Origin of the sequence: Cellulomonas gilvus ATCC 13127, assembly GCF_000218545.1 — a bacterium.
Lineage (GTDB): Bacteria > Actinomycetota > Actinomycetes > Actinomycetales > Cellulomonadaceae > Cellulomonas > Cellulomonas gilvus.
In genome coordinates this window covers 2,639,912-2,654,121 of the sequence record NC_015671.1, presented here as the reverse complement: position 1 = coordinate 2,654,121, position 14,210 = coordinate 2,639,912, and the positions used below count along the sequence as shown (strand labels likewise).

9 protein-coding genes are annotated in these 14,210 nt (G+C 73.8%); 7 read left to right on the top strand and 2 right to left on the bottom strand.

The features are described from left to right. Nucleotides 1-10: 10 nt before the first annotated feature. Complete coding sequence (gene ligA, locus CELGI_RS12155) at nt 11-2,374, top strand: NAD-dependent DNA ligase LigA (protein ID WP_013884428.1); 2,364 nt, start codon at nt 11-13, stop codon at nt 2,372-2,374. Beyond that, nucleotides 2,371-3,648 (top strand): GNAT family N-acetyltransferase, encoded by a 1,278-nt coding sequence (locus CELGI_RS12150; protein ID WP_013884427.1) that lies wholly within the window; start codon nt 2,371-2,373, stop codon nt 3,646-3,648. Before ligA ends, CELGI_RS12150 begins: the two co-directional genes overlap by 4 nt. 49 nt (nt 3,649-3,697) lie before the next feature. Here CELGI_RS12150 and CELGI_RS12145 read toward each other — a convergent pair whose 3' ends face one another. Next, nucleotides 3,698-4,879 (bottom strand): ROK family transcriptional regulator, encoded by a 1,182-nt coding sequence (locus CELGI_RS12145; RefSeq protein WP_013884426.1) that lies wholly within the window; start codon nt 4,877-4,879, stop codon nt 3,698-3,700. Between the two features lie 30 nt (nt 4,880-4,909). Continuing rightward, nucleotides 4,910-5,350, bottom strand: a complete 441-nt coding sequence (gene nrdI / locus CELGI_RS12140; RefSeq protein ID WP_013884425.1) for a class Ib ribonucleoside-diphosphate reductase assembly flavoprotein NrdI — start codon at nt 5,348-5,350, stop codon at nt 4,910-4,912. 70 nt (nt 5,351-5,420) lie between these two features. Here nrdI and CELGI_RS12135 point away from each other — a divergent pair, with 70 nt between their 5' ends. The 5 genes from CELGI_RS12135 to CELGI_RS16580 all read left to right on the top strand — a co-directional run bounded on the left by CELGI_RS12135 (nt 5,421) and on the right by CELGI_RS16580 (nt 14,067). Then, on the top strand, nt 5,421-5,837 hold the full coding sequence (locus CELGI_RS12135) for a hypothetical protein (protein WP_013884424.1): 417 nt from the start codon (nt 5,421-5,423) through the stop codon (nt 5,835-5,837). 21 nt (nt 5,838-5,858) lie between these two features. Then, complete coding sequence (gene gatC, locus CELGI_RS12130) at nt 5,859-6,158, top strand: Asp-tRNA(Asn)/Glu-tRNA(Gln) amidotransferase subunit GatC (RefSeq protein WP_013884423.1); 300 nt, start codon at nt 5,859-5,861, stop codon at nt 6,156-6,158. Continuing rightward, nucleotides 6,155-7,669, top strand: coding sequence for an Asp-tRNA(Asn)/Glu-tRNA(Gln) amidotransferase subunit GatA (gatA, locus tag CELGI_RS12125; protein WP_013884422.1), 1,515 nt, complete (start codon nt 6,155-6,157; stop codon nt 7,667-7,669). Before gatC ends, gatA begins: the two co-directional genes overlap by 4 nt. Next, complete coding sequence (gene gatB, locus CELGI_RS12120) at nt 7,666-9,165, top strand: Asp-tRNA(Asn)/Glu-tRNA(Gln) amidotransferase subunit GatB (protein ID WP_013884421.1); 1,500 nt, start codon at nt 7,666-7,668, stop codon at nt 9,163-9,165. Before gatA ends, gatB begins: the two co-directional genes overlap by 4 nt. Nucleotides 9,166-9,450: 285 nt before the next feature. After that, nucleotides 9,451-14,067 carry an endo-1,4-beta-xylanase gene (locus tag CELGI_RS16580; RefSeq protein WP_013884420.1) on the top strand — a complete coding sequence of 1,539 codons (4,617 nt, stop codon included), beginning with the start codon at nt 9,451-9,453 and terminating at the stop codon, nt 14,065-14,067. Nucleotides 14,068-14,210 lie beyond the last annotated feature (143 nt).

Here is a 14,210-nt window from a genome sequence, read left to right as displayed (position 1 = left end):
TGATGGGCGCGTGAACGACGCCGTGCTCCCGGACCCCGCGCCCGCCTCCGCCTCCGCACCGGACGGCCCGGCCGAGGGCGAGGTGCCGGCCGCCGCGCGTCACCGCTGGACCGAGCTGGCCGAGCGCGTGCTCGCGGACCAGTTCGCCTACTACGTGCGGGACGCGCCCTCGTCGTCGGACGCGGAGTACGACGAGCGGCTGCGCGAGCTCGCGGCGCTCGAGGACGAGCACCCGGGGCTGCGCACGCCGGACTCGCCGACGCAGCGCGTGGGCGGGACCTTCTCGACGGACTTCCAGGCCGTGGACCACGTCGAGCGCATGCTCTCGCTCGACAACGCGTTCTCCGCCGAGGACCTGCAGGCCTGGGCCGAACGTGTGCAGCGTGACCTGGAGGCCGCCGAGCCGCCGTCCTACCTGTGCGAGCTCAAGATCGACGGCCTGGCGATCGCGCTGCTGTACGAGAACGGCCGGCTGGTGCGGGCCGCGACGCGCGGCGACGGCCGCACCGGGGAGGACGTGACGCTCAACGTCCGCACGATCTCCACCATCCCGGACGTGCTGGGTGGCGACCCGGCGACCCACCCGGCGCTGATCGAGATCCGCGGCGAGGTGTTCTTCCCCGTCGCGGCGTTCGCCGAGCTCAACGCCGCGCAGGTCGCGGCGGGCAAGGCGCCGTTCGCGAACCCGCGCAACGCGGCGGCGGGCTCGTTGCGGCAGAAGGACCCGCGCGTCACCGCGTCGCGCACGTTGCGGATGTACGCGCACGGCATCGGCGCGCTGCGCTGGCGCGACGGGGCGCCGAGGGCCGACGTGGTGCAGCAGTCCCAGGTCTACGGCCTGCTCGAGGGCTGGGGCGTGCCGGTCTCGTCGCACACACGTGTGGTCCCGGACCTCGCGGGTGTGCAGGAGATGATCGACCACTACGGCGAGCACCGGCACGACGTCGAGCACGAGATCGACGGCGTGGTGGTCAAGGTCGACGACCTCGGCCTGCAGCGGCGCCTCGGCGCCACGAGCCGCGCGCCCCGGTGGGCGATCGCGTACAAGTACCCGCCGGAAGAGGTCAACACGCGCCTGCTCGCGATCGAGGTGGGCATCGGCCGGACCGGGCGCGCCACGCCGTTCGCGGTGATGGAGCCCGTGCTGGTCGCGGGGTCCAAGGTGCGGCAGGCGACGCTGCACAACCAGGACGTGGTGCGCGTCAAGGGCGTGCGCATCGGCGACATGGTGGTGCTGCGCAAGGCCGGTGACGTGATCCCGGAGGTCGTCGGTCCGGCGCCGCAGGCCCCGGGGGACGACGTGCGGCGCGTCGAGTGGCAGATGCCGGCCGACTGCCCCGAGTGCGGCACGCCGCTGCGGCCCATGCGCGAGGGCGACGTGGACCTGCGCTGCCCCAACGCGCAGACGTGCCCCGCGCAGGTGCGGGGGCGCGTCGAGCACATCGGGTCCCGCGGCGCGCTCGACATCGAGGCGCTCGGCGAGGTCACGGCGGCCGCGCTCACGCAGCCGGACGTGCCGGAGACGCCGCCCCTGCACACCGAGGCCGACCTGTTCGACCTGGTCGCCTACCCGCTCGACGCGCCCGCGGACGTCCGGGAGGCGGTGCGCACCAGGAGCCTGGCGACCCTGGCCGCCATCGAGGTGGTGGTGCGCGACCCCGAGACGGGTCTGCCGCGCGAGGACGAGGACGGCAACGTGCGCCGGCGCACGCCCTTCCGGCGCCGGCTGACCTGGACGCGTGCGCAGCAGGCGACGGCGCAGGCCGAGAGGCGGACGCTCGCGCAGTGGGAGCCGTCGGAGGCGGCCAGGACGCTGCTCGATCAGCTGGATCTCGCCAAGACCAAGGAGCTGTGGCGCGTGCTGGTGGCGCTGAGCATCCGTCACGTCGGGCCGTCCGCGGCGCGTGCGCTCGCGCAGGAGTTCGGCTCGATGGAGGACCTGCGCGCCGCGCTCGAGCAGGGGCCGGATGCGGCGGTCGAGCGGCTCAGTGGCGTCGAGGGCGTGGGGCCGACGATCGCGCGCTCGCTCGTCGACTGGTTCGCCACGCCGTGGCACGCCGAGATCGTGGACCGCTGGTCCGCGGCCGGCGTCCGGATGCGTGACGAGGCCGCCGCGGCGGTCGAGCGCACGCTCGACGGCCTCACGGTGGTGGTCACGGGCAGCCTCGAGCGGTTCAGCCGCGACGAGGCGAAGGAGGCGATCCTGACCCGGGGCGGGAAGGCCTCGGGCTCGGTCTCCAAGAAGACCGACTACGTGGTGGTGGGCGAGAGCGCGGGCTCCAAGGAGACCAAGGCCCGCGAGCTCGGCCTGACCATCCTGGACGAGGCCGCGTTCGAGCGGCTGCTCGCGGGTGGGCCGGAGGCGCTCGCGTGAGCGTGCTGCCCCGCATCGGCGTGGCCACGCCCGAGCAGGTCGCCGATGCGGGCGCGCTCACCGCGGAGGCCTACCTCGCCGACCGGCTGCTGGACCGTGACGACGAGTACGAGGTCGAGCTGCGCGACGCCGAGCGCCGCGCGCGCGAGGCGACGCTGCTGGTCGCGAGCGTCCCGGTGGACCCCGCGGCGCCCGACGGGCGGCACGCCGTGGTCGGCACGATCACGCTCGCCCCGTACGGCAGCTCGTACGCCGAGATCGCCGAGCCGGGCGAGCTCGAGCTCAGGATGCTCGCGGTCGCCCCCGAGGCGCGGGGTGCGGGTGTCGCGGAGGCGCTCGTGGTCGCGGCGCAGCGTGAGGCCGTGGTGCTCGGTGCGCGTCGCGTGGTGCTCTCCACGCTGGACTCGATGCGCACCGCGCAACGGCTGTACGCACGCCTGGGGTTCACGCCGGCCGCCGAGCGCGACTGGGCGCACGAGGAGATCCGGCTGCGCGTGCTGACCTGGACGCCACCCACGGCCCCTGGTGTCCTGACCGAGATGGCGTGCTGGCCGCCGCTGCGCGTGCTGACGACACGTGGCGGGTGGCGTGTCGGGGTCTCGCAGGGGCTCACGCGGCGCGCCAACTCCGCCGTCCCGCTCACCGAGCCCGCCGATCTCGCGGCGGCCGTGGCCGAGGTCGTGGCGATCTACGCGGCCGAGCGGCAGCGGCCGGTCCTGCGGCTGGGTGGGAGCGACGTGGACCGCCGGGTCGGCGAGCTGCTGGACGCGCAGGACTGGGTCACGGCCTCGGTCACCGACGTCCTCGTGGCCGACCTGCACGCGCCGGTGCGCACGGAGCCGACCGCTCCCGCGCCGCCGTCGCTCGAGCTCGCGGTGCACCACGTGCCGGACGACGCGTGGCTCGAGACGTACCTGGGTGTGAAGTCCGCGTCGGCGGACCGCGAGGTGGCCCGCGCGATCCTGGCGGGCGGCACCGCGCAGCACGTCGTGGCGCGGCACGCCGGGGCCGTGGTCGGCGTGATCCGCGTGGCCTACGAGGGCGACTGGGCGGCGCTGTCCTGCCTCGCCGTCGACCCGCTCGCGCGTCGTGCCGGCATCGGCAGGGCGTTGACGCTGCACGCGCTGGCCCTGGCGCGTGAGCACGGGGCGGCGCGCGCGTTCCTCCAGGTCGAGGCGCACAACGTGGTCGCGGCCCGGCTGTACGCGCGGCTGGGGTTCCGTCCCGCGGACTCCTACCGGTACCGCGAGCCGCGGGTGGGTGCGCTCGGCTGATCCCGGACGGGTCGGGGCGTGGGGGCCCGGTCGGGCCGGCGGCTCCGCGTCAGCCGACGAGCGCGTCGATCGCGCTCGCGGACAGCACGTGCCCCGCCGCCATCGCGCTCGCCCCGAGCACGCCTGCGGCCGCCCCGGTGCGCGTGCCCACGATGCGCAGGTGCTGCGTGGCCAGCGGGAGCGATCGCGCGTGCACCACCTCGGTGATCCCGGACAGGAGGTGGTCCCCGGCGTCGGCCACCTGTCCGCCGACGACGATGACCGACGGGTTCAGCAGGTTGACGCACGTCGCGAGGACCGCACCGATCCGGCGGCCGGCCTCGCGCACCGCCCGGGCCGCGTCGGGGTCTCCCGCGTGGACCAGCGCGACCACCTCGGCGCCCGTGCGCGTGGGCAGGCCGAGCGCCGTCAGCGTCGCGGCGATCGCCGGGCCGCTCGCGAGCGCCTCGAGGCAGCCCGTGTTGCCGCAGCTGCACGGCTTGTTCGCACCCCCGGGCACGGCGACGTGCCCGAGGTCGCCCGCGGCACCCTGCGCGCCGCGCCGCAAGGACCCGTCCGAGATGATGCCCACGCCGATCCCGGTCGAGACCTTGACGTACAGCAGGTGGTCCACCGTGGGCCACTGCGTGGCGTGCTCACCGAGGGCCATCAGGTTGACGTCGTTGTCCACGAGGACCGGCACGGGCAGGTGGTCCGAGAGCAGGCCCGGCACGTCGGCGTCGTCCCAGCCCGGCATGATCGGCGGGTTCACGGGCCGGCCGGTCGAGTGCTCCACGGGGCCGGGCAGCCCCACGCCGACGCTCGCCAGGTCGCTCACGGGCCGGCCGGCGCGCTCGAGCAGGAGCTCGCCGATCTCGACGACGCGCGCGAGCACCACGTGCGGTCCGGCACTGATGGCGAGCTGCTCGTCGTGCTCGGCGAGCACGGAGCCGGCCAGGTCGGTCACGGCCAGGCGCGCGTGCGTCGCGCCCAGGTCGACGGCCAGCACCACGCGCGCACCCGGGCGGAACGCGAACGTCGCGGGTGGGCGGCCGCCCGTCGAGCCGGCCTCGCCCGCGGGGCTGACCAGCCCGGATGCGAGCAGCTGGTCCACGCGCGCCGCGATGGTCGAGCGCGTCTGACCGGTCCTGGCCGCCAGGTCGGAGCGCGTGCGGGGGCGGCCGTCACGCAGGAGCTGGAACAGCTCGCCCGCGCCCGCGGGCCGGGACGGGGCCCGCGTCGGCTCGTCCATCCGCACAGTGAACCACCCGGGCCGGTGTGCTCAGTGCGCGCCGAGCCGGGCGTGCGCCGCGCGGGCGAGGCCGTCGTCGAGGTCGGCGAGGATCTGCCGGCACTCGGCGACGTCCCAGGGCGTGCCTGCGAGCTCGAACTCGAACAGCACCGGGCGTCCCGAGCGGGCCGCGATCTCGCGGGCGGCCTTCTGGTAGTACCGCCCGAAGTTCCGGTTGCCGGAGCCCATGACGCCGACGAGCGTGCGCCGGTTCACGGCCGAGCGCAGGAAGCGGTGCACCGCCTCGGGCACGGTGTCGTTCGCGTCGTTGCCGGTCTTGTAGGACGGCGTCAGCAGCACCCACGGCCCGTCGGCCTCGCTGAGCCGGTGCGCGCGCTCGGCCAGGTTGTAGGCGGGCCGGTCGAGCCGCTCGGCGAACGTGCGCACCAGCCCGCTGGTCGACGAGTAGTAGTAGACGGGTGTGAGGCGCACGCAGCGAGCATCGCCGCGGTCGGTCGTCGCTGCCCGGGCAGATGGTCCCGGACCGGTCGATACTGACGGTGTGATCTCGCGCGAGCTGGCACTGCGGCTGCGGCGGACGGGACTGCACTGGCACCCCGCGTCCGGCGACCGGTTCGGTGTGCTCGTGGACGGCGTGGACGACGTCTTCACGGTGAGCGACATGACCATCGAGGCGCACCACTACCCGACCGGCACGGTGCTGGGCTTCAACGGCACCACCGAGTGGGCGCTCGACTCGGTCGCGCTGCAGGACGCGGTGTGGCTGCCGCGTGAGGACCAGCTGCGCGACCTGCTGGGCGGCACGTTCCGCTCGCTCGCGCGCTCGACGGACGGGCGCTACCAGGTGCTCGTCGAGCTGGCGGGGCGGCCCGAGCAGGTGTTCACCGCGGACCGGGCGGAGGACGCGTACGCGCTCGCGCTGCTGGCGCTCGTCGCGGCAGCGGTGGAGCGGGTGTGACCCCCCACTAGACTGCCGGGCATGTCCACCCTCTCTCGCGACGAGGTCGCGCGTGTGGCGGGGCTGGCCCGGATCGACCTGTCGTCCGCCGAGCTCGACCGGCTCGCGGGCGAGCTCGACGTCATCGTCGAGTCGGTCGCGCGCGTGAGCGAGATCGCCACGTCCGACGTCCCGGCCACCAGCCACCCCCTGCCGCTGACGAACGTGTTCCGCACCGACGTGCCCGAGCCCCCGGTGGACCGCGACGCGGTGCTCGCCGCGGCGCCCGCCGCGCAGGACGGCAAGTTCCTGGTGCCGCAGATCCTGGGGGAGGACGCATGAGCGACCTGACCCGGATCACGGCCGCGGCGCTCGCCGAGAAGCTGCAGGCCGGTGAGGTGTCCAGCGTCGAGGCGACGCGCGCCCACCTGGACCGCATCGCGGCCGTCGACGGCGCGGTGCACGCGTTCCTGCACGTGTCCGACGAGGCCGCGCTGGCCACGGCGGCCGACGTCGACGTGCGCCGCGCGGCCGGCGAGGAGCTGCACCCGCTCGCCGGTGTCCCGATCGCCGTCAAGGACGTCGTCGTGACGCAGGGCGTGCCGACCACGGCGGGCTCACGCATCCTCGAGGGCTGGGTGCCCCCGTACGACGCGACGCTCGTCGAGCGGATCAAGGCCGCGGGCCTGCCGATCCTCGGCAAGACCAACATGGACGAGTTCGCGATGGGCTCGTCCACCGAGCACTCCGCGTACGGCAACACGCACAACCCGTGGGACCTGGACCGCATCCCCGGCGGGTCCGGCGGCGGCTCCGCGGCCGCGGTCGGGGCGTACGAGGCGCCGCTGGCGATCGGCACGGACACGGGCGGCTCGATCCGTCAGCCCGCGGCCGTGACGGGCACGGTCGGCGTCAAGCCCACGTACGGCTCGGTCTCGCGGTACGGCCTGATCGCGCTCGCGAGCAGCCTGGACCAGGCGGGCCCGGTGACGCGCACGGTGCTGGACTCCGCGCTGCTGCACGAGCTCATCGGCGGGCACGACCCGCGTGACTCGACGTCGATCCCCGAGCCGCTGCCCGACCTGGTGGGTGCCGCGCGGCTGGGTGCGGGCGCCGATCTGACGGGCGTGCGCGTGGGCGTCATCACCGAGCTGCAGGGTGAGGGCTACCAGCCGGGCGTGCTCGCGCGGTTCCACGAGTCGCTCGAGCTGCTGCAGAGCGCGGGTGCGGAGATCGTCGAGGTCTCCTGCCCGCACTTCACGTACGCGCTCGCGGCGTACTACCTGATCCTGCCGGCGGAGGCCTCGAGCAACCTGGCCAAGTTCGACGGCATGCGGTTCGGCCTGCGCGTCGAGCCGACCGAGGGTCCGGTCACGGCCGAGCGCGTCATGGCTGCGACCCGCGGCCAGGGCTTCGGCGACGAGGTCAAGCGCCGCATCATCCTCGGCACGTACGCGCTCTCGGCGGGGTACTACGACGCGTACTACGGCAGCGCGCAGAAGGTCCGCACGCTGATCCAGCGCGACTTCGCGGCGGCGTTCGAGCGCGCGGACGTGCTGGTCTCGCCGACCGCGCCGACGACGGCGTTCAAGCTCGGCGAGAAGCTCGACGACCCGCTCGCGATGTACCTCAACGACGTCGCGACGATCCCCGCGAACCTGGCGGGCGTCCCCGGGCTGTCGCTGCCGTCGGGCCTGTCCGACGACGGCCTGCCCGTCGGCTTCCAGGTGCTCGCCCCGGCCAAGGCCGACGACCGCCTGTACCGCGTGGGTGCGGCGCTCGAGGCGCTGCTCGAGAACGAGTGGGGCGGCCCGCTGCTGGCCAAGGCCCCGGAGCTGGAGGTCGCCCGATGAGCGCCGAGCTGGTCGACTACGACGAGGCCGTGACGCGGTTCGACCCGGTGATCGGCATCGAGGTGCACGTCGAGCTGGGCACCCGGACCAAGATGTTCGACGCGGCCCCCGCGGGGTTCGGCGAGGAGCCGAACACGTCCGTCACGCCGGTCTCGCTCGGGCTGCCGGGCAGCCTGCCGGTCGTCAACGGCACCGCGGTGGAGTACGCGATCCGGATCGGTCTCGCGCTCAACTGCTCGATCGCGGAGACGTGCCGGTTCGCGCGCAAGAACTACTTCTACCCGGACGTCCCCAAGAACTTCCAGACGTCCCAGTACGACGAGCCGATCGCGTTCGACGGTCACGTGGACGTCGAGCTCGAGGACGGCACGGTGTTCCGCGTCGAGATCGAGCGCGCGCACATGGAGGAGGACGCCGGCAAGAACACGCACGTGGGCGGCAGCACGGGCCGCATCCACGGTGCGGAGTACTCGCTGGTCGACTACAACCGCGCGGGCATCCCGCTGGTCGAGATCGTGACCCGGCCCATCACGGGTGCCGGCGAGCGCGCGCCCGAGGTGGCGCGTGCGTACGTGCAGACGCTGCGTGACCTGTTCCGCGCCCTGGGCGTCTCGGAGGCGCGCATGGAGCGCGGCAACGTCCGCGCGGACGTCAACGTGTCGCTGCGCGCGACGCCGGACAGCCCGCTGGGCACACGCACCGAGACCAAGAACGTGAACTCGTTCCGGTCGGTCGAGCGCGCGGTCCGTCACGAGATCTCCCGGCAGGCCGCGGTGCTCGACGCGGGCGGCTCGATCGTCCAGGAGACGCGGCACTGGCACGAGGACACGGGGACGACGACGAGCGGCCGCGTGAAGTCGGACGCCGAGGACTACCGCTACTTCCCGGAGCCCGACCTGGTGCCGATCGCGCCGGACCGCGCGTGGGTCGAGGAGATCCGCGCGGGGCTGCCCGAGCTGCCGGCCGCGCGCCGGCGGCGGCTGCAGGGGGAGTGGGGCTACGCCGACGCCGAGATGCGCGACGTGGTCAACGCGGGCGCGGTGGAGCTCATCGAGTCGACCGTGGCCGCGGGCGCCGCTCCGGCTGCCGCGCGCAAGTGGTGGATGGGCGAGCTGGCCCGCACCGCCAAGGAGCGGGACGTCGAGCTGGGCGACCTGCCGATCACCCCGGCGCAGATCGCCGCGCTGCAGGGGCTCGTCGACGCGGGCCGGATCAACGACAAGCTCGCGCGCCAGGTGCTCGAGGGTGTGCTGGCGGGCGAGGGCGACCCCGAGGCCGTGGTGGTCGCGCGGGGCCTCGAGGTGGTCTCGGACGACGGTCCGCTGCTCGAGGCGATCGACGCGGCGCTCGCGGCGCAGCCCGACATCGCGGACAAGATCCGCTCGGGCAACCTGGGCCCGGTGGGCGCGATCATCGGCGCGGTGATGAAGGCGACCCGAGGGCAGGCCGATGCGGGCCGGGTGCGCGAGCTGCTCCTCGAGCGCGTCCAGGGATAGCCGAAACTATCGAGCCCCAACGGGGCGCAGTCGGACGAAGGGCCCGGCCGGGCGACAACCGGCCGGGCCCTTCGTGCGTCCGGTGCCGTGACCTCGCGAGCGGACGCGTGCTCGCGGGCCGAAGGGGCCGCGTCGCCGTGCCCGATGTGCCCTCTCATGCGCCGGTTCGGAAGCAGTGCTCGTCGAGAACGGTGTCGAAATCGTTATACACAACGTTTCCGATAGTCGCCCGATAGCGGATAACCTCACCGCACCGATACGGCCACGTCACGCAAAGGAGCGTCGATGTCCCGACCCACCGCACGGAGTCGCGCGAGCGCCTGGACGGCACTCAGCGCGCTCGTCGCGTCCAGCCTGACGGCATTCGCGGCGGCCCCCGCCGCGCACGCCGAAGAAGCCCCCGCCCCCGTCCCCGTGGTCAGCAACGACTTCGAGTCGGCCGTCGCACCGTGGGGCGCGCGTGGCTCGACCGTGGCCGCCACCACCACCGAGGCGCACGGCGGCAGCAAGAGCCTGCTCGTCTCGGCGCGCTCCGCGAGCTGGGCGGGCACCGAGGCCGACCTGACCTCCACCCTCGTCGTGGGAGAGCCGTACGAGGTCTCCGCGTTCGTCAAGCTCCCGGCCGGGACCGCGGGCTCGTCGGCCGTCAAGATCACGGCGCAGACGAACGACGGCTCGAGCACGTCCTACGCGCAGGTGACCGAGCCGGTCACGGCGACGGCCGAGGGCTGGCTCGAGCTCACGGGCACGTACGTCCGCCCGGCGGGCACGACGTCCGTGGTGCTGTACGTCGAGGCCGCGGACATCGGCACGGTCCACCCCGACCTCCTGGTCGACGACGTGGAGATCCTCGGCGCGGCGGGCGGTGGCGACGGCGGCTACGTCGAGACGGACCCCGACTTCGTGCCCGGTGGTGCGCTCAACGCCGTCGAGGCGCCCGTGACGGCGGCCCGCGGCACCGAGAAGACCACGGCGCTGACGTTCGACGACGGCCCGAACGGCGCGACGACCACCGAGCTGCTCGACTTCCTCGAGGCGAACGACGTGCCGGCCACGTTCTGCGTGATCGGGCAGAACGTCGAGGCGCCGGGCGGCGCGGACGTGCTGCGCCGGATCGTCGCGGACGGCCACACGCTGTGCAACCACAGCACCGACTACAGCGGCATGGGCTCGCTCACGCCGCAGCAGGTCGCGGACAAGCTCAAGGCGAACCTCGCGACCATCCGGACCGCGCTGGGTGACGCGACCGCGCAGGTGCCGTACTTCCGCGCACCGAACGGCGACTGGGGCCGGACCAACCAGGTGGCGGTCGCGCTCGGCATGCAGCCGCTCGCGGTGACGAACCTGATCATGGACTGGGACGGCGCGGAGAACGCGGGCGACGAGGCGAAGCTGACCGCCGCGCTGCGCGAGACCATCACGTCCCACCCGGGCCAGGTCGTGCTCGTGCACGACGGCGGCGGCAACCGGAGCGCAGGTGTCGCCGCGGTCAAGACCGTGGTCGCCGAGCTGCTCGCCGACGGCTGGACGTTCACGCTGCCCGCGGGCGGCGCCGCACCGCGTGGTGTGACGCTGGCGGACTCGGACTTCGAGGACGGCACGCTGCAGGGCTGGACGCCCCGCGGCGACGACAGCGGCGACCCCACGCTGGCCGTGACCGACGAGCTCGCGCACGAGAGCACGTACGCGGCGCGCGTCTCCGACCGCACGTCGCAGGGCCAGGGCCTGCAGATCGACGTCACCGACCGGGCGACCCCGGGCGCGACGTACGACGTCTCGGCGTGGGTCCGGTTCGAGGGCACGCCGGGGGACATGACGCTCTCGGCGCGCGGTGTGACCGACGGCAGCGCGACCTACTCCAACCTGGTCCAGTTCACGGGGCTCTCCTCGAGCGAGTGGGTGCACCTGACCGGGACGTTCACCATGCCGGCGTTCGAGACCGCCGCCGAGCTGTACGTCGAGACGAAGTGGGCCAGCGGTGAGGCGGGCAACACGTCGCCGTTCGTGATCGACGACATCACGATCGCCTCGACCCCGCCGTCGACCGTCGAGGACCTCACGCCGCTCAAGGACACGGTCGACTTCCCGGTCGGTGTGGCCATCGACTCGCGCGAGACCGCGGGCACCGCCTCGGAGCTGCTGCTCCGGCACTTCGACCAGGTGACCAGCGAGAACTACATGAAGGTCGAGGCCTGGTACGCGGGCACGGGCGTGGACACGTTCCGCCTGCACCCCGAGGCCGCCGCCCTGATGGACTACGCGCAGGCCAACGACCTGGCCGTCTACGGCCACACGCTCGCGTGGCACAGCCAGACGCCCGACTGGTTCTTCGAGGACGACGAGGGTGCGCTGCTCGCGCCCGAGGCGATGCGGCAGCGCCTGCGCGACCACGTGTTCGCGGTCGCCCGGACGCTGAGCGAGGAGTACGGGCCGTTCGGCTCGGCCACCAACCCGCTGCGCGCGTTCGACGTGGTCAACGAGGTGATCGACGACGGCACCGCGTACGCCGACGGCATGCGCCGCAGCACGTGGTACCAGATCCTCGGTGAGGAGTTCGTCGACGACGCGTTCCGCTACGCCGACGAGGCGTTCAACGACGTGTACGCGGCGGACGGCGTCGAGCACCCCGTGACGCTGTTCATCAACGACTACAACACCGAGCAGACGGGCAAGCGCGCGCGCTACAAGGCGCTCGTCGAGCGGCTGCTCGCGCGTGACGTCCCGATCGACGGCGTGGGCCACCAGTTCCACGTCGCGCTGTCCACGCCGGCGAGCACGCTCGAGGACGCCATCGCGGACTTCGAGGACCTGCCCGTCACGCAGGCGGTCACCGAGCTCGACGTCGTCGTCGGCTCGGCGGACACCGCGAAGGCGATCGACCAGGGCTACTACTACCAGCAGGCGTTCGACGCGTTCCGGGAGCACGCGGACAGCCTGTTCTCGGTCACGGTCTGGGGACTGACCGACGGGCGCTCGTGGCGCGCGTCGAACAACGGCAAGCCGCTGCTGTTCGACGACTTCTTCAAGGCCAAGCCCGCGTTCCGCGGCGCGGCCGGCCTCGAGCTGCCCGCGGCGATCCGCTCGGCGAACGCGTTCGCGGCGGACCCCGGTGGTGACTACGCGGTGACGTCGGAGCAGTGGGACCGGCTGCCGCTGCACCCGGTGGGCGAGGACGCCCGCTTCCAGCTGCGGTGGGCGCCCGACGGGCTCACGGCCTTCGTCGACGTCGACGACGCCGACGTCGACGCGACCGACGCGGTCGTCGTCGAGACCACGGACGGCCCGGCCACGTTCGGCCGCGACGGCGAGGGCGACCTCGAGGGCACCGCCACCGAGCGTGACGGCGGGTGGACCGCGGTGGTCCGGGTTCCCCTGACCGATGCGGCGCAGGGTGACGTGGTCCAGCTCGACGTGCAGGTGGTCGACGGTGACGTCACGACGACGTGGAACACGCCGGGCGTGCTCGGCAGCATCTCGCTCGTCGAGCCGCTGTCGTTCGTCGCGATCCACCGCACGGACGCGGCCCCGACGATCGACGGCGACGTCGACGCGGCGTGGACGCTGGCCGGGGCGATCACCACGGACAAGGTGACGTCGGGCTCCGACGGCGCCCGGGGCACGTTCCGCACGCTGTGGCGGGACGGCACGCTGTACGTCCTGGCGGACGTGGCCGACGACGTGGTCGACACGTCGGGATCGGACCCGTGGACCAAGGACTCGGTGGAGATCTACGTCGACGCCGGGAACGCCAAGAACGGCTCCTACCGGTACGACGACACGCAGATCCGGATCGACGCGACCGGTGCGGTCTCGTTCGGCACGGGCGACGAGGCGTTCCAGCGCAACCGGCTGACGAGCGCGGTCGTCGAGACGGCGACGGGGTACCGGGTGGAGGCGGCGATCAGCCTGCTCGAGCACGGCGGCCTCGGGACGTTCCACGGCCTGGACGTGCAGGTCAACGACGCCGCGGGCGGCAGCCGGCACGCGATCAGCAACTGGGCGGACCCCACGGGTGCGGGCTACCAGTCCACGGCCCACTGGGGCGTCGCCGAGCTCGTCGGACCCGCGGTCGCCACCGCACCCGTGATCACCGAGCAGCCCGTGGGCGGCACGGTGACGCTGGGCCGGACGCTCACGCTGCGCGCGGCCGCGAACGGGGCACCCGCGCCGACCGTGCAGTGGCAGCGGCGTGCACCCGGCTCGCCGGTGTGGACGGACGTGCCGGGCGCGACGAGCGCGAGCCTCGCCGTCGTCGTCACCGCGGCGAACGACGGCGCGGCCTACCGTGCGGTCTTCACCAACGTGGCCGGCACCGTCCGGTCCTCGGCGGCCGTCGTCAGGGTGACCCGTGTCGCACCGCGGATCACCACCCAGCCGCGGTCCGTCCAGGTCGCGGCGGGCACCACGGTGACCGTCACGGCCGCGGCGTCGGGCTACCCGGCACCGCAGGTCCGCTGGGAGAAGAAGAAGGCGGGCTCGTCGCAGTGGGTCCGGGTCGAGGGAGCCACGAGGACCAGCCTCAAGGTCACGGCCTCGCGCTCGAACAGCGGCCTGCAGGTGCGTGCGGTGTTCCGCAACGCGGTGGGCACGGCCACGACGAGGGCGGCGACCATCACGGTCAAGCCGGTCGCGCCGCGCGTCTCGGTCCAGCCGAGGCCCACCACGGCCCGCGCCGGCACGGTCGCGTCGTTCACGGTCCGGGTGACGGGGTTCCCCGCACCGAAGGTCCAGTGGTACGAGCGGCGCGCGGGCTCCACGACGTGGGTGAAGCTCACGGGGTCGACGTCCGCGCAGCTCCAGGTGCTGGCGACGAAGGCCCGTGACGGGGCGCTGTACCGCGCGGTGGCGACCAACGCCGCCGGCTCGGTCACCAGCACGGCGGTGCGCCTGACGGTGCGCTGACCGCCGGCGGCCGGTCGAAGGGGACCGGCCGCGCACGGCGCCGCTCCGGGAGAGGGCTGCTCCCGGGGCGGCGCCCACGTGCGTGCGGCGTTTCGGAGGTCCGTCGTGCCGCACGCGGGCATAGCCTTCGGGCACCGGAGGTG